Below are 19515 nucleotides of genomic sequence, written 5' to 3'. Positions count from 1 at the left end.
TCGAGGGCGGAGTTTCCACACGTGTGGGTGACGAGGCGCAGTTGTGCGGTGACGTAGCGTTCGCTGGGTGATCGAACCGCACGCCCCCGCCCCGCTCGGCAGGGCCCCGGCCCCGCCCGGCAGGACCCCGCCGCCCTGGAGCGGTCCGGGCCCGGCGCGGCTGCCGGTGAGGCCGACCACCGGGCGGTTCCTCGTCCTTGCCGGCGTCTTCATCTGCGCGGCCTGCGGACTCGTGTACGAACTCGAACTCGTCGCCCTGGCCTCGTACTTGATCGGTGACTCGGTCACCCAGGCCTCCGTCGTCCTGTCCGTGATGGTCTTCGCGATGGGCATCGGCTCGCTCCTCGCCAAGCGGCTGCGCTGCCGCGCCGCGGCCGGGTTCGGTGCCGTCGAGGCGCTGCTCGCGCTGGTCGGCGGCTGCAGCGCGATGGCCCTCTACGCCGCCTTCGCCTGGACCGGCGACTGGGGCGGCACCGGAGCGGGTGGCTCCAGCTGCCTGCTCGTCGCCTTCTCGCTCGCCATCGGACTGCTCATCGGCGCCGAGGTTCCGCTCCTGATGGAGCTGATCCAGCGCATCCGGCGGCAGGACGCGGGCGGCGCGGTCGCGGACCTGTTCGCCGCGGACTACGTGGGCGCGCTGGTCGGCGGACTGGCGTTCCCCTTCCTTCTCCTGCCCCTGCTCGGCCAGTTGACCGCCACGCTCATCACCGGAACCGTCAACGCGACCGCGGGCGGCGCGCTCGTCCTCTTCCTCTTCCGGCAGGACCTGACCCGGCGCGGCCGCCTGCTGCTGGTCGCCGCCAACGTCGCCGTACTCGCTGTGCTCGCCTCGGCCGCCGTCCTGGTCGACGACTTCGAACGGGCCGCGCGGCACGCGGTGTACGGCAAGGACGTACGGGTGGCGACGCACACCGACGTCCAGGAGGTCGTCCTCACCGGCGGCACGGACGGCCGCTCACTCGACCTCTTCCTCGACGGCCGGCTCTGGGTCAGCGGCCGCGACGAGCGCCGCTACCACGAGGCCCTCGTCCATCCCGCCATGAACGGCCCGCACGCGCGCGTGCTCGTCCTCGGCGGCGGCGACGGGCTCGCGGTCCGCGAGGTACTGCGACACCAGGGCGTACGACAGGTCGACGTGGTCGAACTCGACACGGAGTTCGTGGAGTTGGCGCGCACCGACCCGGCGCTGTCCGAGCTCAACGGGCACGCGTTCCGGCACGCGCGCGTGCGGGTCGTCGCCGCGGACGCGTTCGGCTGGCTGCGGCGGGCGCCGCGGGGCACGTACGACGTAGTGATCTCAGACCTGCCGGATCCCGCCATCACCGCCAGTACGAAGCTGTACTCGCAGGAGTTCTACGGGCTCGCGCGCGGGGTCCTCGCGGACGGCGGGCGGCTCGTCGTGCACGCGGGCCCCGTGACGTCGCGGCCCCGGGTCTTCTGGACCGTCGACGCGACGGTTCGGGCGGCCGGCCTGCGGACGGCGCCGTACTCCGCCGGCGGCCGGGACCGTACGGTGGACGCGTCCAGGGCTCCGCGGGACTGGGGTTTCGTCCTCGCCTCCCGCACCCGCCCGTGGCTGCGCATCCCGCCGGGCACAACGGAAGTACCGTCCCTGCAGGCGGGGGCACGCGCCGCGGAACGCACCCGCCTCTCCGGCCTCCCGGCGTCGACGCTCGTACATCCGAGGTACTCCGACTGAATCCGTCCGAGTTCTTCCGAGTTCTTCCGAGTTCTTCTGGGTCCGTCTGGGTCCGTCTGGGTCCGTCTGTCGGTGGATCGGAGGGAATCCCTTGATACCGGGGGTGCGGTACGCGCCCTGCTGGGTAGGCTCGGCCGACATGGAGCATGAGGTGTTCGTTCCGGTTCCCGTCGAGCTTCTCCGGGAGGCTCTCGCCGATCCCGCGCGGGTGGCCCGGGCGGTGCCCGGGCTCCAGCAGGACGCGGGAACGGCGCCCGTCTCCGGTCGCCTGAAGGTACGCGTCGGAAGTCACAGCATCACGTATCGCGGGACGCTCCGCGTCTCCGCGCAGGACGAAGGCTCGTACGCCGTCGAGGGCGACGCCACGGAGGCCCGCGGCAGCGGCTCGGTGAAACTCGCGCTCACGTTGTCACTCCGTCCGACGGAGGACGGCTCGACGCTCACCTTCGCCGGCACGGCTTCGGCGGACGGGCGTGTCCTGGAGCTGCCGTCGGACGCGGTGGCTTCGGCGACGACCCGACTCCTGAACCGTTTCGCCGAGAACCTGTCGAGTACGGGTGCCTCCGGCGGTGGGGCGGCGGGCTCGGCCGGGACGGCGCCTGAGCAGGCGCCGCCTGCGACCGATCCTGAAGCCCCGGCTCCGCCGACTGCTGAGGAGCCCACCTCCGCCGAGGAACCCCCCTCCGTCTACGAGACCGAAGTCCCGCCCCCCTCCCTCGCCCCCTTCGCCGAGGGTGACTTCGAGGGCGGGTTCGAGGAGGATGACGAGGCTCCGGCCCAGCCGCCCGCCGAGGCGGCGCACGCGCGGCGGACGATGATCGGGCGCAGTGCCGAGGAGGTCGACCATGCGCCTCCGCGGGGCCGGTACGCGCCGGTGCCGGCGCCGCAGGCCGCCGGTGGTAGCGCGGCCCTCCGCTGGGCGGCTCCCGCGGCGGCCCTCGTCCTCGCCTCGGCCATCGTCGTGGGGCGAGCCTTCCGCAAACGCCGCTGACCCCTCCGGGGGTTTGGGCGGGTGGGTGGTTTTTTGGGTGCGGGTGCCTCCGGGGTGGGGTGGTTGTTTGTCTGCGGGGTGGTGGGGGCTGGTCGCGCAGTTCCCCGCGCCCCTGGGTTGGATGTGGGGCGGGGCCGCGCCGGGGCATCCGAGCGCCACTCTGAGGTAGTCGGGTCGGCCGGGAAGCGCGGCGCTCGGACGCCCCGGCACGTCCCCTCACGCCGAGGGCCGGGTGCGGACGGGTGGGGGCTGAGGCTTTTCAGGGGCGCGGGGAACTGCGCGCTCAGCCCACGAGGTCCGGCAGTGTAGGAACTGACCTGAGGCCCCGATCTTTTAAGGGGCGCGGGGAACTGCGCGACAAGCCCCCACCCACCCGCACCCGAACAACCGCCCAAGCAGCTCAAAACAACCCGCAGACGAATCACCCGACCGCCGGAGGCTAAGGTCTCCCGGGTGAGTAACGAAGACATCACGCTGACCGCGGGCGGCAACGCGGAGGCGACCGTGCAGCCGGCCAACGGCGGCCGAATCGGCGGACTACGGGTCGACGGAGTCGAACTCCTCCGGCAGGGCGCGAAGTTCGGCTGCTTCCCGATGGTCCCGTGGTGCGGGCGGACCCGGGACGGCCGGTTCCTGAACGGCGCCACCGCGCACCAGCTCCCCCTCAACTCCCCACCGCACGCCATCCACGGCACCGCCCGCGACGGCTCCTGGCGCACGGCCCGCAGGAGCGAGGCCGAGGCGGTCATCACGTACGACCTCGTCGACCCCTGGCCGTACGCGGGCCGCGTCACCCAGGCCGTCACGCTGACCGAGAACTCGCTGACGCTGACGATGTCCGTGGAGACGTACGACGACTCCTTCCCGGCGCAGATCGGCTGGCACCCGTGGTTCAACCGGAACCTGGGCGGCGAGGGCGGGGAAGACGTACGCGTCGACTTCGCCCCCACCTGGCAGGAGGAGCGAGGCGACGACCACCTGCCCACCGGCCGCCGCATCGACCCGAAGCCCGGCCCCTGGGACGACTGCTTCGGCATGCCCGACGGAGTCGACGTCACCCTCACCTGGCCGGGACGACTGGAGCTGAAGGTCGCCAGCCGCGAGGAGTGGGTCGTGGTCTACGACGAGCAGGAGGCCGCCGTATGCGTGGAGCCGCAGACCGGACCGCCCAACGGCCTCAACACCCTGCCTCGCCTGGTCACCCCCATCGAACCCCTGGAAGCCACCACGACCTGGACCTGGCGGCGCCTCTAAGCTGAACCGCATGAGTGACGTACGCGGCGAGCTGCTGCAGCAGATCAAGGACAAGGCCGTGGTGCACGGCAAGGTGACCCTCTCGTCGGGTCTTGAGGCCGACTACTACGTCGACCTGCGACGGATCACGCTGGACGGCCAGGCCGCTCCGCTGGTCGGCCAGGTGCTGCTCGACCTGACGGCGGACCTCGACTTCGACGCGGTCGGCGGCCTCACCATGGGCGCCGACCCGGTGGCCGCGGCCATGCTGCACGCCGCCGCCGCCCGGGGCCGGAGGCTCGACGCCTTCGTCGTACGGAAGGCCGCCAAGGCGCACGGCCTGCAGCGACGCGTGGAAGGCCCCGGGATCGAGGGGCGGCGCGTGCTCGTCGTCGAGGACACCTCCACCACCGGTGGCTCCCCGCTCACGGCCGTCGAGGCGGTGCGCGAGGCCGGCGCCGAGGTGGTCGCCGTCGCGACCATCGTCGACCGTGCGACGGGCGCCGCCGAGAAGATCGAGCAGGGCGCCGGCGTCCCGTACCTCTTCGCATACTCGAAGGACGAGCTGGGCCTCGACTGAGCGAGACCCGTCGGACCGGACAGAATCCGTCGGATCGAACAAGTTCCGAGACTTGTCCACAGGCCCGGACGCCGCGGCAGGAACATCCGGTCAAGTCTGGAAAGATGGGGACGACGATGACGTCGCCCCCTAGGTCAGGGACGTAAGCAGCACGCCACCCGCACATACAAGGAGCGGACAGATGCCCATCGCAACCCCCGAGGTCTACAACGAGATGCTGGACCGGGCGAAGGCAGGCAAGTTCGCCTACCCGGCCATCAACGTGACCTCGTCCCAGACCCTGCACGCTGCGCTGCGCGGCTTCGCGGAGGCAGAGAGCGACGGCATCATCCAGATTTCCACCGGTGGTGCGGAGTTCCTGGGCGGCCAGCACAACAAGGAGATGGTGATCGGCGCGGTCGGCCTGGCCGAGTTCGCGCACATCGTCGCCGCGAAGTACGACATCACGGTGGCCCTGCACACGGACCACTGCCCGAAGGACAAGCTCGACGGGTACGTACGTCCGCTGCTGGCCGTCTCCGAGGAGCGCGTCAAGGCCGGTCAGAACCCGCTGTTCCAGTCGCACATGTGGGACGGCTCGGCGGAGACCCTCGCCGACAACCTCTCCATCGCGCAGGAGCTGCTGGCCCGCGCCGCCGCCGCGAAGATCATCCTCGAGGTCGAGATCACCCCGACGGGTGGTGAGGAGGACGGCGTCAGCCACGAGATCAACGACAACCTGTACACGACGGTCGACGACGCGATCCGTACGGCCGAGGCGCTGGGCCTGGGCGAGAAGGGCCGCTACCTGCTGGCGGCGTCGTTCGGCAACGTGCACGGCGTGTACAAGCCGGGCAACGTCGTGCTCCGCCCCGAGCTGCTCAAGGAGCTGAACGAGGGCGTGGGCGCCAAGTACGGCAAGGCATCCCCGTTCGACTTCGTCTTCCACGGCGGCTCCGGCTCCACGGCGGAGGAGATCGCCACCGCGCTGGAGAACGGCGTCGTGAAGATGAACCTCGACACCGACACGCAGTACGCCTTCACGCGGCCGGTCGCGGACCACATGTTCCGCAACTACGACGGCGTCCTGAAGGTCGACGGCGAGGTCGGCAACAAGAAGACGTACGACCCCCGCACCTGGGGCAAGCTCGCCGAGGCCTCGATGGCGGCGCGCGTCACGGAGGCCTGCGCGAACCTGCGGTCCACGGGAACGAAGATCAAGTAAGCCCTCTTTGTTCCGACGGCATTGTTCCGACGGCATGAACGGCAGGGCCCGGTTCTCCCCTCGGGGGGCCGGGCCCTGCCGCATGTACGTATGCTCCCGGGTATGGCTGCCCCTCCGCAGGAGAACTCGGCCGTCAGGATGTCCAGTCCTGCCGGTAAGTGGATCCTGCTGACCACGGTGCTCGGTTCGAGCATGGCGTTGCTGGACTCGACGGTCGTGAACGTCGCGCTGCCGAGGATCGGCCGCGACCTGGACGCCGACCTGGCCGGTCTTCAGTGGACCATCAACGCCTACATGCTGACCCTCGCCGGCCTGATCCTCCTGGGCGGCGCGCTCGGCGACCGCTTCGGGCGCCGGAAGGTCTTCGTCGTCGGCGTGGTGTGGTTCGCGGCGGCGTCCCTGCTGTGCGGACTCGCGCCCAGTGCCGAGGTGCTGGTGGCGGCCCGGGCTCTGCAGGGCATCGGCGGGGCACTGCTCACGCCCGGTTCTCTCGCGCTGATCCAGGCGTCGTTCCACCCGGACGACCGGGCGAGGGCCGTCGGCCTGTGGTCGGGTTTCGGCGGCGTGGGCGCGGCGGTCGGCCCGTTCCTGGGCGGCTGGCTGGTGGACGGCCCCGGCTGGCGGTGGGTGTTCCTCCTCAATGTCCCGCTCGCGCTGCTCTGCGCGCCGATCGCCCTGCGCCACGTACCGGAGTCGAAGGACGACCGGGTGCACGGGCGCGGGTTCGACGTGCTGGGCGCGGCCCTCGGCGCGCTGGCGCTGGCCCTGGTGACGTACGCGCTCATCGAGGCGCCCAGCGGCTCGGTGCCCGTCGTCGCCGTGACGGCGACCGCGGGTGTCGCGGCGGGCGTGGCCTTCGTGTCCGTGGAGCGGCGCCGGGCGGACCCGATGATGCCGCTGAGCATCTTCGGCTCGCGCCAGTTCACGGCGGTCAATCTAGTCACCCTGTGCGTCTACGCGGCCTTCGGCGGGTTCTTCTTCCTCTCCGCGGTCCAGCTTCAGGTCGTCTCGGGCTACTCGGCCCTCGGCGCGGGCACGGCCCTGCTGCCGACGACCGTCCTGATGCTGCTCCTGTCGGCCCGCTCCGGCGAACTCGCCGGGCGCATCGGGCCGCGCATCCCGCTCACCGTGGGGCCGCTGCTGTGCGCGGGCGGGATGCTGCTGATGCTGCGGGTGGGTGCCGACGCCTCGTACGTAGGTGACGTGCTGCCCGCGGTGCTGGTGCTCGGCCTGGGCATGGTGACGCTGGTCGCGCCCCTCACGGCGACCGTGCTCGCCTCCGTGGACGTCGGGCGGGCGGGTCTGGCCAGCGGAATCAACAACGCGGCGGCCCGCGCGGCCGGCCTCGTCGCGGTCGCGGCGCTGCCGCTGCTGGTCGGGATGGGGGAGGAGGCGTACCGCTCGGCGGACGCCTTCAACGACGCCTTCCAGCGGGCGATGCCCCTGTGCGCGGGCGTACTGGTCCTGGGCGCGGTGGTCGCCTTCGCGACGGTGCGCAAGCCGCCGCCGGACTGCCGCCGGCCCGAGTGCCTCACCCACGGCAATGTGACGGCCCCGCCGCTGGAGCCGACGCAGGCCCGTTCGCGACTGGAGTAGACACCCGGAGCGCACCCGCGGCGCACCTGGAGCGAACACACGCGTTCGCGTCCCGAGTAAACCCGGACCGCGGTGCTCGCGCAGGCGCCGAGGCCAGGCAAACTGGAACCCATGGCCATTCACGAGAACCTCCTCGGGGGACCGCCCCCGACCAACCTGCCCGACGACCCGGAGCCGCGCGAGCTCCTCGCGAACGGCACGGCACCCGCCGATGTCGCCGCCAAGTACCCCACCTCCTCGCTCGCCTGGGCCCAGTTGGCCGACGAGGCGTACGAGCGCGGCAGTGTCGTCGAGTCGTACGCGTACGCCCGTACCGGCTACCACCGCGGCCTGGACTCCCTGCGCCGGAGCGGCTGGAAGGGCCACGGCCCGGTGCCCTGGGAGCACGAGCCGAACCGCGGCTTCCTGCGCGCCCTGCACGGTCTCGCCCGCGCCGCTCAGGCGATCGGCGAGAAGGAGGAGTACGAGCGCTGCACGGAGTTCCTGAAGGACTCCTCGCCGACGGCGGCGCAGACGCTGGGCTAGGCGACAGGACCCGGGACGGGTCACGTTTGTGCAGGTCCGCCTGGTGTGACCAGGCGGACCTTGCGGTTTCGGGGCACGATTGTGGAGGATGCCGGTGGGGACCGGGGCCCCCGTGTCGGAATTCGGCAGGGGCGGACCGCTACCCGGAGTACATAACAGGAGACAGCGATGTCCCACCAGGCTCAGTACTCTGACGAGGCTCACGAGCCCGAGACCCCGCATCTCGACTTCGCCGGTACGACCCCGTACGAGGACTATGTCCAGGCGGATGTCCTCACCCACCTCCAGCACACCCTCTCCGACGACCCCGGAGAGATGGTCTTCCTGGTGACCACCCAGGTCATGGAGCTGTGGTTCACCGTCATCGTCCACGAGTGGGAGACCGCGGCCCGTGCCCTGCGCGGCGACGACGTGCCGGTCGCGGTGGCGGCCCTGAAGAGGTCGGTACGGGAGCTGGAGGCGCTGAACGCCTCCTGGAAGCCCCTCGGCCAGCTGACCCCCGCCCAGTTCAACTCGTACCGCAGCGCCCTCGGCGAGGGCTCCGGCTTCCAGTCCGCGATGTACCGGCGGATGGAGTTCCTGCTCGGCGAGAAGTCCTCGTCCATGCTCGTACCGCACCGGGGCGCGCCCCGCGTGCACGCCGAGCTGGAGAAGGCACTGCACGAGCCGAGCCTGTACGACGAGGTGCTGCGGCTGCTCGCGCGGCGCGGGCACGCGGTTCCGGCGTCGGTCGTCGACCGCGACGTATCCCTGCGCTACGACCCGTCGCCCGAGGTCGAGGCCGTGTGGACGGCCCTGTACGCGGGCGACGAGAACTCCGAACTCGCCCGGCTCGGCGAGGCGTTGACCGATGTCGCCGAGCTGGTGTGGCGCTGGCGCAACGACCATCTCGTCGCCACCCGGCGCGCGATGGGCTCGAAGACCGGCACGGGCGGCTCCGCCGGTGTGGCCTGGCTGGAGAAGCGGGCCCAGAAGAACGTGTTCCCCGAGCTGTGGACGGCGCGGTCCCATGTCTGAGTCGTACGCCGAGAAGGCGGCGGCGTTGGACGCCGTGGACGAACTGGGCAAGCTGCGCGCGCAGTTCGTCCTCGATGACGCGGTGTACCTGGACGGGAACTCGCTCGGCGCGCTGCCCCGCTCCGTGCCCGGGCGCGTCGAGGACGTCGTGCGCCGGCAGTGGGGTTCCCTGCGCATACGGTCCTGGGACGAGAGCGGCTGGTGGACGGCGCCGGAGCGGATCGGCGACCTGATCGCTCCGCTGGTGGGCGCGGCGGCCGGGCAGATCGTCGTCAGCGACTCGACAAGTGTCAACGTTTTCAAGGCGGTTGTCGGGGCGGTACGGCTCGCGGGTGGCGGCGACGGCCATGGTGACGGTGATGGTGAGGGGGGCGGTGGCGGTCGGGACGAGATCCTGGTCGACGCGACGACGTTCCCCACGGACGGGTACATCGCGGCGTCGGCGGCGCGTCTCACCGGCTGCACACTGCGTCCGGTGACGCCGGACGAGGTACCCGGGGCCCTGGGTCCGCGTACGGCGGCGGTGCTGCTGAACCACGTCGACTACCGGACGGGCCGCCTGCACGACCTCCCGTCCCTGACGGCGGCGATCCACGATGCGGGCGCGGTCGCGGTCTGGGACCTCTGCCACAGTGCGGGCGCCCTGCCGGTAGGGCTCGACGAACACGGCGTGGACCTGGCGGTCGGCTGCACCTACAAGTACCTCAACGGCGGCCCGGGTTCACCGGCGTACCTCTACGTCCGCCGGGACCTCCAGCCGCGCTTCGACTCGCCACTGCCCGGCTGGAACTCCCACGCCGACCCGTTCGGCATGACCCCGGACTTCACCCCGGCCCCGGGTGCCCTCCGCGGTCGCGTCGGCACCCCGGACATCCTCTCCATGCTCGCCCTGGAGGCGGCCCTGGAGGTCTGGGACGGCGTCTCCGTCGCGGCGGTCCGCGCGAAGTCCCTCGCCCTGACGGACTTCTTCCTGGAGTGCGTCTCGGCGTACGTCCCTGAGGGCGCTGTGGAGTCGGTGACTCCCGCGGCACACGCGGAACGCGGGAGCCAGGTCGCGTTGCGGTGCTCCGACGCCGGCGGGGTGATGCGCCGCCTGATCGAGCGCGGCGTGGTCGGCGACTTCCGCGAACCGGACATCCTGCGCTTCGGTTTTACGCCGTTGTATGTGGGGTTCGGGGATGTGGAGAGGGCGGCCAGGGTGCTCGCGGAGATCACGTCATGACGGACAGTTCATGACGACAGTTCATGACGTGAACCGGTTCGTGACGTGACAGTTCATGACGTGAACCAGTTCGGTGACCTGAGCAGAGTCATGGCGTGAACAGAGTCTCGTGACGGCGGTGAGGACGGCGGTCACGCTGCCGGCTCCCGCCGTCAGCGAGTCCAGGAGGCTGCGGACGACGGTACGGTTCGGCTGCCGATCCGCCAGCTGGCGGCTCAGCTCCTCCGCGACGCCGTTCAACCGCTCGGCGTCGGGCAGGGCGGCGGCGTGCTGTGGCTCACTGTCGCTCCGGGCGGGACCATCGCGCTCGTCGGCGCCTCGGGGGCCCATGCGGTACGTCTCCGGCCGCGACCTGCGCCATCTGCTCGACCTCGAGGGCCATGGCGACATCGGCGGTCGTGCGGTAATGGCGGGTCGGTAGCGGTCGGTAGCGGTCGGTAGCGGTCGGTAGTAGTCGGCGTCGCCGGGGAGCCCCGGGTCATCGGGGAGTGACGTACACCCCTGCCGTCGCGGCGGCGAAGGCCGCCTCCGCGGCGCGGTCCGCGGCGGCCGCGTCCGGGGCCGTCCCGGTGGTGAGCAACGTGTAGTAGAGGGGTGCGGAGACGGCGCGTACGACCGTCGCGGAGTCGGTACCCGGCGGCAGCTCGCCCCGTGCCACGCCCTGTTCGACACACGGCGCCCACTCGGCGATCCGAACGTCGTAGAAGTGGCGCAGCGCCGACGCCGTACGGGAGTCGCAGGCCGCGGCGGCGATCACGGCGCGGAAGAGCGCCCCCTGGCGGGGATCGGCCAGGGTCCGTCGGACGAGGCCGGCGTTGGCGCGGAGGTCGCCGAGGACGGAGCCCGTCTCCGTGCGTGGCAGCGACTGCTCGGCCATGTCGGCGAGCAGGTCGGCGACGAGTCCCGTCACCGTCCCCCACCGCCGGTACACGGTGGTCTTGCCGACCTCGGCCCGCCGTGCGACATCGGCCAGGTCGAGATGGGCGAACCCCTGCTCGGCGAGCACGTCCCCCGCCGCTCGCAACACGGCGGCACGCACGCGTGCGGTACGTCCTCCGGGGCGGACGGTGCCGGGTTCGGCGGACATGAGGGGCTCCTTCGCGGAGGTGAGCGGTATCCCGCCAGCATAACGAAACGCCAGAACCGTTTAACCCTCACCGAGCGTGACAGCCCCGTGTTGACGCACGTCACCGGCCTGATAACGTCCCGCCAACGGCCCGTGCGCCGGAGCGTGTTGGGCAAGCGGCCCGACCGGACTCCGGGGCCGGGGCCCGCCCCGCCGACGCGCACGGGCACACGAACGCACGGGGCAAGGGCCCAGTGAACACGCACCGCACCGCTGAGAGGTTGGAGCATGCCGGACGACGCCCGCGAAGCCACGGAACCGGATGACGCGGACGATGCCGCTGCCCGCGCCGCGGCTGTGGCCCGCGATGCCGCGGAAGAGGAGTCGGCTTTCTCGCACCCGCCGGTCGACCCCGACACCACCGCCGCGTACGGTGACCACCCCGACCAGGTGATCGACTTCTACGCCCCGCGCGGCGGCGAGGAACTGGCCCCGCTCGTCGTCGTCCTGCACGGCGGCGCCTGGCGGGCTCCGTACGACCGTCGGCACATCACCCCGTTCGCGGACTTCCTGGCCCGGCGCGGTTTCGCCGTGGCCAATGTCGAGTACCGGCGGGGCAGCGTGATCCCGGGGCAGAGCGGCGCCCCCGGGCAGAGCGGCGCCCCCGGGCGGGGCGGTGCCGCCGGGCAGGGCGGCGCGGGGCCCGTCGCCGGGCGCTGGCCGGACACCTTCGACGACGTCGCGGCCGCGCTCGACGCACTCCCCGGCCTCGTACGCGCGATCCTGCCGCAGGCCGACCCGCGCCGCATGGTGGTCACCGGACACTCGGCGGGCGGCCAGCTGGCCCTCTGGGCCGCCGCCCGTCATCTGCTGCCGGCCGACGCGCCCTGGTTCACGGACCGGCCCGCCCCGCTGCGCGGCGTCGTCGCACTCGCCCCGATCGCCGACTTCACGGTCGCGGAGAAGCTGGATGTCTGTTCCGGCGCGACGCTCCAACTCCTGGGTGGGGAAGGGAAGTTCGGGGAGCGGCAGCCGTACGTCGATCCGGCGCTGCTGTTGCCCACCGGGATTGCCACGACCCTGGTGCAGGGGCGGGAGGATGTCGTTGTCCCGCAGGCCGTCGCCGAGTCGTACGCGGACGCGGCGGCGAAGGCCGGCGAGGTGGTGGGGTTGACGCTCCTGGAGGATGTGGGGCACTTTCCGCTGATCGATCCGGCGGCGGACGCGTGTGCGGTGGTGGCGGAGGAGATCACGCAGCTGGCCTGGTAGGCAGCCGGTCTGGTAGGCAGTCGGCCTGGTAGGCAGTCGGCCGGGAGGGGGAGCAGGGCGAGCCCCTGGCCCGCCGCGGTGATACCCGTAATCGCCGCGGTGATACCCGTAATACCTGAGAGCTACGTCGCAGGTGAGCTCCCTGGCGGGACGCTGACCACAAGCCCGGATCCGTAACTTCCTTTCCCGTGAGGCCCGATGAGCGGGCGGACTGGGAGGGGAAGCGGGCCATGGGGGTGGGGGCGAGGGCGGATTCGGCGACGGAGGCGACGCTTCCGACGCGGTCGGTCGGGACACTGCCGGCCGGGACACTGCCGGTCGGGACAGGGCAGGACGGGACGGGACCGACTCTGGTGTGGTCGGAGCCGGCGGTGCGGCCGAAGCGGGCGCGGTGGCTGGGCAGGCTGCGGCGTGGGCTGCTCGCCGCGCTGGTCACGGGCGCTGTCGTCGTCCCGGTGTCCGCGGCGACCGCACACCCGGAGATACCGGCTCCGGCCCCGGCCCACATCGGCACGGTGACCGCCACGACGTTGGACAGCACGTACGAGGCGAACCGCGCGAACGCAGCCGAGGCCTCCCGCATGGCCGCGGACCACGGCGACCGCAGCCGCGCGACCGCCGTCCGTTCCATGGCGGACCCGTCCCGCCACTTCCTCTCCTTCGACGCCCGCGGCTCCGGCCGGGCCGTCGAGGTCTTCGGCGACCTGGCGAAGGCCGACCACGTGGCCGTACTCGTGCCCGGCTCCGACACGAGCCTGGACACGTACGAGCGCTTCCGCGCGGGGGCCCTCGCCCTGCACGAGCGGCTCGGGACACGCGCGGCAGTCGTCGCCTGGCTCGGCTACGAGACGCCCGGCACCATCAGCTCCGAGGTGCTCACCACGGGACGCGCAGAGGAGGCGGCACCTGAACTCCTTCGATTCATAGGTGAGTTGGAGGCGGTGAACGCGCGGGCCCGGGTCTCCCTGCTGTGCCACTCGTACGGGACAGTCGTGGGCGCCCGCGTGGCGAACGGCCTCGACATCTCGGACCTCGTCTTCTTCGGCAGCCCCGGCACCGGCGCGGACTCCGCAACAGCACTCCGCACGAAGGCCCGCGTCTGGGCGGGCCGGGGCGCCGACGACTGGATCGCCGACGTCCCGCACGCCAAGGCCGACCTCTTCGGCACGACCGTCGGCTTCGGCACCGACCCCGTATCCCCGGCCTTCGGCGCCATGGTCTTCGCGGCGGGAGACGGCGGCCACAGCGACTACCTGAAACCGGGCTCGGTGTCCTTGGACAACCTCGCCCGGATCGTGCTCGGCGAGACTTCGGAGGTAACCCGTGCGTGAGGTGAAGGGGGCAGGGAGGGAGAGGAAAGAGAGGGAGAGGAGAGAGAGGAAGAAGGCAGAGGGAAAGAGGGCAGAGGGGGAGGGGAGGGGGGAGGGGGAGGGATCCCCCAGGAAGGACGGTTCTCTCCGAGGAGGCTCGCGCCCACTCCTGCGCGACGGCGTACGCCGCCTCCGTCGCGGCGCCGAGCGGATCGACGCGGCCACGCCCGCGGACCGAGACCGCTCCGTCGATGCCCTGCGAGCCTTCGCGATACTCGGCGTCGTTCTCGGCCACTGGCTGGTCACGGCCCTCGTCGCGGACGGCGGGACTCTCCGCACGTCGAGCCCGCTGGCGCACATGCCCTGGCTGGCTCCGGTCTCGTGGGTCTTCCAGACATTGGCCGTGTTTTTCCTGGTGGGCGGGCATGTGGCGACCAGGAGTTACGAGTCGGCGCGGGCGCGCGGTACGAGGTACGGACGATGGCTGGGTACGCGTCTGTCCCGCCTGTTCAAACCAGTGGCGGCCGTGCTCGGTCTGTGGACAGTGGCGACGGTCGGCCTCCTCGTGACGGGCGCGGGCCTGGGTACGGTCCATGCGCTGCTGAAGCTGGTCCTGTCGCCGCTGTGGTTCCTGCTGGTCTTCGCCGGGCTGACGGCGGTGACTCCCCTGGTGGCGAGGCTCAACCCTCTGTGGCCGCTGGCCGTCGTCCTGTACGTGGACCTCATCCGTTTCGGGTTCGGGGGTCCGGCCTGGCTGGGCTGGATCAATGTGGCGGCGGGCTGGCTGGTGCCGTTCACGGTGGGCGCGGCCTGGACCCGGGGCGAGTTGACCCGGCGTGCCGGTTGGGTGCTGCTCGCGGGCGGTGCGGTGGCGACCGCGGTGCTGGTCGCGTGGGCCGGCTACCCGGCGTCGATGGTCGGCGTGCCCGGCGCCACCATCTCCAACCTCAACCCGCCGACCCTGGCCGCCGTCGCCTTCGGCCTGGCCCAGTGCGGGCTCGCCCTGCTGTTGCGGGCGCCGTTGCGCCGGGCGATGCGGCGGCCCGCGCTCTGGGCTTCGGTGGCCTGCATCAACCTCTCCGCGATGACGATCTTCCTGTGGCATCAGACGGCACTGATGTCGGTCACCGCGGTGGGCCTGTCGGCGGGCCGTCTCCCCGGCCTGCACACCACACCCGACAACCTCATCTGGGTTGCGGCCCGCCTGGCCTGGCTTCCGGTCTTCGCCCTCGCCCTGACGGTGTGTCGGGCCGCCTTTCGCTCCTACGAACAGGGAAACCGCCATCACCGCCACCACCACCGGGTCCGGCGCCCGTCGCGCGTCGTCCACGTCAACCACCGCACAGTGGAGGCGAAGGAAGCCCGCCGTGCCTAGGGTTGACCTCGTGGACGGCTCGGAGGAAAAGGACATGCCGGGCGACGAGGCCTACGTCGGCGGGACACCCGTGCCCCGCACCCGCACCCGCGCTCACGTCCGTGCCCGCGCGCTCCTCCGCACCCTCCGAGCAGACCTCTGGAACGGTGCCCACGCTCCTCTGCTTCCCCTTTCTCGTCCCCGCCGGCTGCGCTGGCTGCCGCACGCGGTGCTCTGTTGCATCGCGCTCGGTGTCGCGTTGTCCGGTACCGACGAGATGAGCAACGGCTATGAACTCGGCGTGGAACTGGGCTTGCTGACCGGATTCGTGCAGGGCGTGGCGCTCGTACTCGCCCTGTGGCGGCCCGTTCCGGCCTGGTGGTTGTCGTTGACCGGCGTCGTCGTGGCCGCGGTGGCCGCACGGGTGAACCTCGTCCCGCAGCCGGGACTGGGGGGCATCCCGCAGCCCGGCCCGAACTGGCCGTGGAGCGCGCCCGCGATCATCGCGCACGCCCTCGTCCTCCTTCTCCTCGCTCTGCGGATGCGCGCCCGTGTGGCCGTCGGGGCACTGACCCTGACCGGTCTGCTCACGTACCTCGTCCAGGGAGTCATCGGTGGTAACCAGTACACCTCGACGGGCGTCCTGGCAGTCACGGTCTTCGCGGTCGCGGTCCTCCTCGGCACCGCTCTGCGTGGCCGACGCGAGGCCCGCACCCAACTCGTCGAGCAGGCCTCGCTGACCGCCGAGGAACGCTCCCGTCGCACCCTCCTGGAGGAGCGCAACCGCATCGCCCGCGAGCTGCACGACGTGGTCGCCCACCACATGTCGGTCATCTCGATCCAGGCGCAGGTCGCCCCGCACCTGGTGGAGCAGCCGTCCGAGGAACTCAAGGAGAACCTCGACGGCATCCGGCAGAACGCCCTGGAGGCACTCACCGAGCTGCGCAGAGTGCTCGGCGTGCTGCGCTCGGAGAATCCCGACGACCCGTACGGCCTCGGCGCCCCCGGCACCGGCGCCGCCCCCGACGCCCCGCAGCCGACTCTCGACCGGCTCGACGCGCTCGTCGAGAACACCCGTGCCGCCGGCCTGGCGGTGAGCACCGAGATCAGCGGCGAACGGCTCCCGTTGCCGCCCGGCGTGGAGCTGTCCGCGTACCGGATCGTCCAGGAGGCGCTCAGCAACGCGCTGCGGCACGCCCCCGGTTCCACGGTGCGGGTGGAGCTCACGCACTTTCCGCGCGGTCTGCAGATCCGGGTCGTCAACTCCGCGCCGAGGCGTCCCGCTCCGCCGTCCCCGGGAGCCGGCCATGGTCTGCTCGGTATGCGGGAGCGCGCCGTGATGCTCGGTGGGACCCTCATGGCCATGCAGACGTCCTGCGGTGGCTTCGCGGTGGCGGCGTTCCTCCCACGTGCCGGGACCGCCGCCCTCGACGAAGCCACAGCCGACCGTTCCACCCCCGGGAAATCCACCTCCGGGAAATCCACCTCCGGGAGATCCACTCCCGACAACTTCACAGACCCCACAGGAGAGACTCCATGACGAGTGGCAGCATCCGCGTACTCATCGCCGACGACCAGCAGATGGTCCGGCAGGGCTTCACGGTGCTGCTCAACACCCAGCCCGACATCGACGTGGTCGGCCAGGCGGTCGACGGCCTGGACGCGATCGCCAAGGTCGCCGAACTCGCCCCGGACATCGTCCTGATGGACATCCGCATGCCGGTACTCGGCGGCATCGATGCCACCAGGCGCATCATCGAGGAGACCCCGCAGATCAGGGTCCTGGTGCTGACCACCTTCGACCTCGACGAGTACGTGTACGACGCCCTGCGCGCGGGCGCCTCCGGGTTCCTGCTCAAGGACGCGTCCGCCGACCAGCTGGCGGAGGCGGTGCGGGTGGTGGCCGCCGGTGACGCCCTGCTCGCGCCGGGAATCACCCGCCGTCTCATCGCCGAGTTCTCCCGGCTGGACTCGACGCCCCGTGCCCCGCTCAAGCAGCGCGTCGGCGAACTGACCGAACGCGAGACGGAGGTCCTCGCGCTCATCGCACAGGGCTTGTCGAACGCGGAGATCGCCGAGCGGCTCTACGTCGCCGAACAGACCGTGAAGACCCACGTGGGCCGCATCCTGGTGAAACTCGGGCTGCGGGACCGCACGCAGGCGGCGGTGTTCGCGTACGAGTGCGGATTGGTACGCCCCAGTGGCTACTGAGCCCCGTTGCTCAGCTCTTGGCGGTTCCCCCGGCGATACCCGTAGTACCTGAGGGGGACTCCGAAGGACCCTTCTCACTGGTGACGACCGCGACCCCGGCCTCCGCCTACGGTTCTGTATGTGACCGAGACGACCCAGACGCAGACGACATCGGCGGACGGCACCAGGCCGCGCAGCCCCGAGTTCAAGCTGGCGATGGACGCGATGCGGGGGCTGCGGCAGGACCTGCTCCATGACCCGTTCGCCTACCGCCCGCTTCCGCAGATGCGGGTGGACGGCCCCCTCACCAGGCTGCTGCCCGCACGCCTGCGCGAGAAGGCGGTCTGGGCCCCGCATGCCGTGGTGGTGGCCACCGGACTGCTGACGCTGCTCATCTCCCTCGTCGGCAATGGCGGCAACGGCGGCGAGGACGTCCTGCAGCTCACGACCGGCCTCATCGCGCTGGGCGCGATCCTGCTGACCCTGGTCAGGCCGATCGGCGCCTTCTGGGTCTCCTGCGCGGCGACACCCGTCACAGCCGTGCTGGGCAGCTCCTCGACCGACTGGCCGTGGTTGCCCGGCAGCTTCGCGACCCATCTGGTCGTGCTCACGGTCGTGGCGCTTCGGACCAGACCCCGCACGGCCGCGTGGATGTGGGCGGTCACAGCGGGTTATGGCTTCGTAGCGGAGGTCTTCTTCGGAAGCGGTCACTACTACTCGACGAACACCCTGCCTTTCCTTTTCGTGAGCGCGCTGGCGCTGCTGCTCGTCACGGTGTGGCATGTCCGGCACGAGGCCGCGCGGAAGGTGACCGCCCAGCAGACGGTGACCGCGCACGAACGCTCCAAGCGGACGCTCCTGGAAGAGCGCACGACGATCGCCCGCGAGCTGCACGATGTGGTCGCCCACCACATGTCGGTGGTCGCCATCCAGGCGGAGGCCGCGCCCTACCGGGTGGAGAACCCTCCGCCGGAGCTGGAGTACGCCTTCGCGGTGATCAGGGAGAACGCGGTCATAGCCCTCTCCGAGCTGCGCCGAGTCCTGGGTGTCGTGCGGGCGGAGGACTACGAGGCCCCGGACGCCCCGCAGCCCACGCTCGCGGACTTGGACCGGCTCCTGGAGAACGTGCGAGACACGGGGCTCGAAGTGGAGAAGGCGGTCACGGGGGCGGTGCGTGAACTCCCGCAGGGTGTCGAGCTCTCGGCGTACCGAATAGTCCAGGAGGCGCTGAGCAACAGCCTGCGCCACGCTCCGGGCGCCGCGGCCAAGGTGGAGATCAGCTATGTGCTCGGCGGCCTCGGGTTGCGGATAGTGAATGGTCCGGCGACCGGCCTGGTCAAGCCCTCGCCCGGCGCGGGGCATGGCATCACGGGCATGCGGGAGCGCGTGACGATGCTGGAGGGGGAGATGACGGCGGGCACGACGGACGACGGGGGCTACGAGGTCGCGGTCTTCCTGCCGGTTCAGGCGGACGCGCCGACGGAGGACTCCGAATGACCATCCGTGTGCTGATCGCCGACGACCAGATGATGATCCGCGAGGGCTTCTCGGTACTGCTCGGCGCGATGCCGGACATAGAGGTGGTCGGCGAGGCGGTCAACGGTCGGGAGGCCGTCGACCGGGTCCGGGAGCTCACCCCGGACGTCGTCCTGATGGACATCCGGATGCCCGAGATGAACGGAATCGAGGCGACGCGCGAGATCGTGGCGGCGGACGGTACGGCGAAGGTGCTCGTGCTGACGACGTTCGACCTCGATGAGTACGTGTACCAGGCGCTGCGTGCCGGGGCGTCGGGCTTCCTCCTGAAGGACGCCTCGGCCCGGCAGCTCGCGGACGGGGTGCGGGTGGTGGCGGCCGGCGAGGCGCTGCTGGCGCCGTCGGTGACGAAGCGGTTGATCACGGAGTTCTCGAAGCTGGCCGAGGAGCCCCGGCTGTCGGCGACCGCGCATGCGGCGTACGGGGATCTGACCGAGCGGGAGACGGAGGTGCTGGTGCTCATCGCGCAGGGCTTGTCCAACGCGGAGATAGCCGGGCGGCTGGTGGTCGCCGAGTCCACCATCAAGACCCACGTCAGCCGCATCCTGGTAAAGCTGGGGCTGCGGGACCGCACGCAGGCGGCGGTCTTCGCGTACGAGGCGCGACTGGTCACGCCGGGGTGAGGGAGCGCCCCTGAAAGGGGCGCGGGGAACTGCGCGACCAGCCACAGTCGACCCGCACTTTCCATACGGCCCGGCCCTTCCCGCGGAGCGATCGGCTTCG

18 protein-coding genes are annotated in these 19515 nt (G+C 71.4%); 16 read left to right on the top strand and 2 right to left on the bottom strand.

The window, feature by feature from the left end:
- The first annotated feature begins 67 nt into the window (after positions 1–67).
- The 9 genes from ACTWQR_RS31350 (at position 68) to kynU (ending at position 10067) form a co-directional block, all read left to right on the top strand.
- On the top strand, positions 68–1699 hold the full coding sequence (locus tag ACTWQR_RS31350) for a polyamine aminopropyltransferase (protein WP_443230577.1): 1632 nt from the start codon (positions 68–70) through the stop codon (positions 1697–1699).
- Positions 1700–1838: 139 nt separating this feature from the next.
- Positions 1839–2690: an SRPBCC domain-containing protein gene (locus tag ACTWQR_RS31345; protein ID WP_443230576.1), complete on the top strand. Its 852-nt coding sequence runs from the start codon at positions 1839–1841 to the stop codon at positions 2688–2690.
- A 453-nt stretch (positions 2691–3143) separates the two neighbouring features.
- Positions 3144–3944, top strand: a complete 801-nt coding sequence (locus ACTWQR_RS31340; RefSeq protein ID WP_443230575.1) for an aldose epimerase family protein — start codon at positions 3144–3146, stop codon at positions 3942–3944.
- Between the two features lie 10 nt (positions 3945–3954).
- A complete protein-coding gene (pyrE, locus tag ACTWQR_RS31335) occupies positions 3955–4503 on the top strand; it encodes an orotate phosphoribosyltransferase (protein ID WP_443230574.1) in 549 nt (182 codons plus the stop codon).
- A gap of 181 nt (positions 4504–4684) precedes the next feature.
- Positions 4685–5707 carry a class II fructose-bisphosphate aldolase gene (fbaA, locus tag ACTWQR_RS31330; protein WP_443230573.1) on the top strand — a complete coding sequence of 341 codons (1023 nt, stop codon included), beginning with the start codon at positions 4685–4687 and terminating at the stop codon, positions 5705–5707.
- A gap of 102 nt (positions 5708–5809) precedes the next feature.
- Positions 5810–7303, top strand: coding sequence for an MFS transporter (locus ACTWQR_RS31325; protein WP_443230572.1), 1494 nt, complete (start codon positions 5810–5812; stop codon positions 7301–7303).
- 111 nt (positions 7304–7414) lie between these two features.
- The gene (locus ACTWQR_RS31320; protein WP_443230571.1) at positions 7415–7828 is read left to right on the top strand and encodes a DUF3151 domain-containing protein; all 414 of its coding nucleotides are present in this window, start codon (positions 7415–7417) and stop codon (positions 7826–7828) included.
- Between the two features lie 168 nt (positions 7829–7996).
- Positions 7997–8845, top strand: coding sequence for a tryptophan 2,3-dioxygenase family protein (locus ACTWQR_RS31315; RefSeq protein ID WP_443230570.1), 849 nt, complete (start codon positions 7997–7999; stop codon positions 8843–8845).
- On the top strand, positions 8838–10067 hold the full coding sequence (kynU, locus tag ACTWQR_RS31310) for a kynureninase (protein WP_443230569.1): 1230 nt from the start codon (positions 8838–8840) through the stop codon (positions 10065–10067). Before ACTWQR_RS31315 ends, kynU begins: the two co-directional genes overlap by 8 nt.
- 21 nt (positions 10068–10088) lie before the next feature.
- Here kynU and ACTWQR_RS31305 read toward each other — a convergent pair whose 3' ends face one another.
- Entirely contained in the window at positions 10089–10397 is a 309-nt protein-coding gene (locus ACTWQR_RS31305) for a hypothetical protein (RefSeq protein ID WP_443230568.1), read from the bottom strand.
- Between the two features lie 148 nt (positions 10398–10545).
- Positions 10546–11154, bottom strand: a complete 609-nt coding sequence (locus tag ACTWQR_RS31300; RefSeq protein WP_443230567.1) for a TetR/AcrR family transcriptional regulator — start codon at positions 11152–11154, stop codon at positions 10546–10548.
- Between the two features lie 267 nt (positions 11155–11421).
- Here ACTWQR_RS31300 and ACTWQR_RS31295 point away from each other — a divergent pair, with 267 nt between their 5' ends.
- From ACTWQR_RS31295 to ACTWQR_RS31265, 7 genes are all read left to right on the top strand, one after another.
- Entirely contained in the window at positions 11422–12402 is a 981-nt protein-coding gene (locus ACTWQR_RS31295; RefSeq protein WP_443230566.1) for an alpha/beta hydrolase, read from the top strand.
- A gap of 188 nt (positions 12403–12590) precedes the next feature.
- Positions 12591–13733 (top strand): alpha/beta hydrolase, encoded by a 1143-nt coding sequence (locus tag ACTWQR_RS31290; protein ID WP_443230565.1) that lies wholly within the window; start codon positions 12591–12593, stop codon positions 13731–13733.
- Positions 13734–13881: 148 nt separating this feature from the next.
- Entirely contained in the window at positions 13882–15087 is a 1206-nt protein-coding gene (locus ACTWQR_RS31285; protein WP_443230588.1) for an acyltransferase family protein, read from the top strand.
- 34 nt (positions 15088–15121) lie between these two features.
- On the top strand, positions 15122–16606 hold the full coding sequence (locus ACTWQR_RS31280) for a sensor histidine kinase (RefSeq protein WP_443230587.1): 1485 nt from the start codon (positions 15122–15124) through the stop codon (positions 16604–16606).
- On the top strand, positions 16603–17277 hold the full coding sequence (locus ACTWQR_RS31275; RefSeq protein ID WP_443230564.1) for a response regulator: 675 nt from the start codon (positions 16603–16605) through the stop codon (positions 17275–17277). The genes ACTWQR_RS31280 and ACTWQR_RS31275 overlap by 4 nt, the downstream gene beginning before the upstream one ends.
- A 120-nt stretch (positions 17278–17397) precedes the next feature.
- Complete coding sequence (locus ACTWQR_RS31270; protein WP_443230563.1) at positions 17398–18753, top strand: sensor histidine kinase; 1356 nt, start codon at positions 17398–17400, stop codon at positions 18751–18753.
- A complete protein-coding gene (locus ACTWQR_RS31265; RefSeq protein ID WP_443230562.1) occupies positions 18750–19415 on the top strand; it encodes a response regulator in 666 nt (221 codons plus the stop codon). The genes ACTWQR_RS31270 and ACTWQR_RS31265 overlap by 4 nt, the downstream gene beginning before the upstream one ends.
- Positions 19416–19515 lie beyond the last annotated feature (100 nt).

Origin of the sequence: Streptomyces sp. 2A115 (genome assembly GCF_052245575.1) — a bacterium.
Lineage (GTDB): Bacteria > Actinomycetota > Actinomycetes > Streptomycetales > Streptomycetaceae > Streptomyces.
The sequence above is the reverse complement of the archived record's forward strand: the minus strand, read 5'-3'. Positions and strand labels throughout refer to the sequence as shown.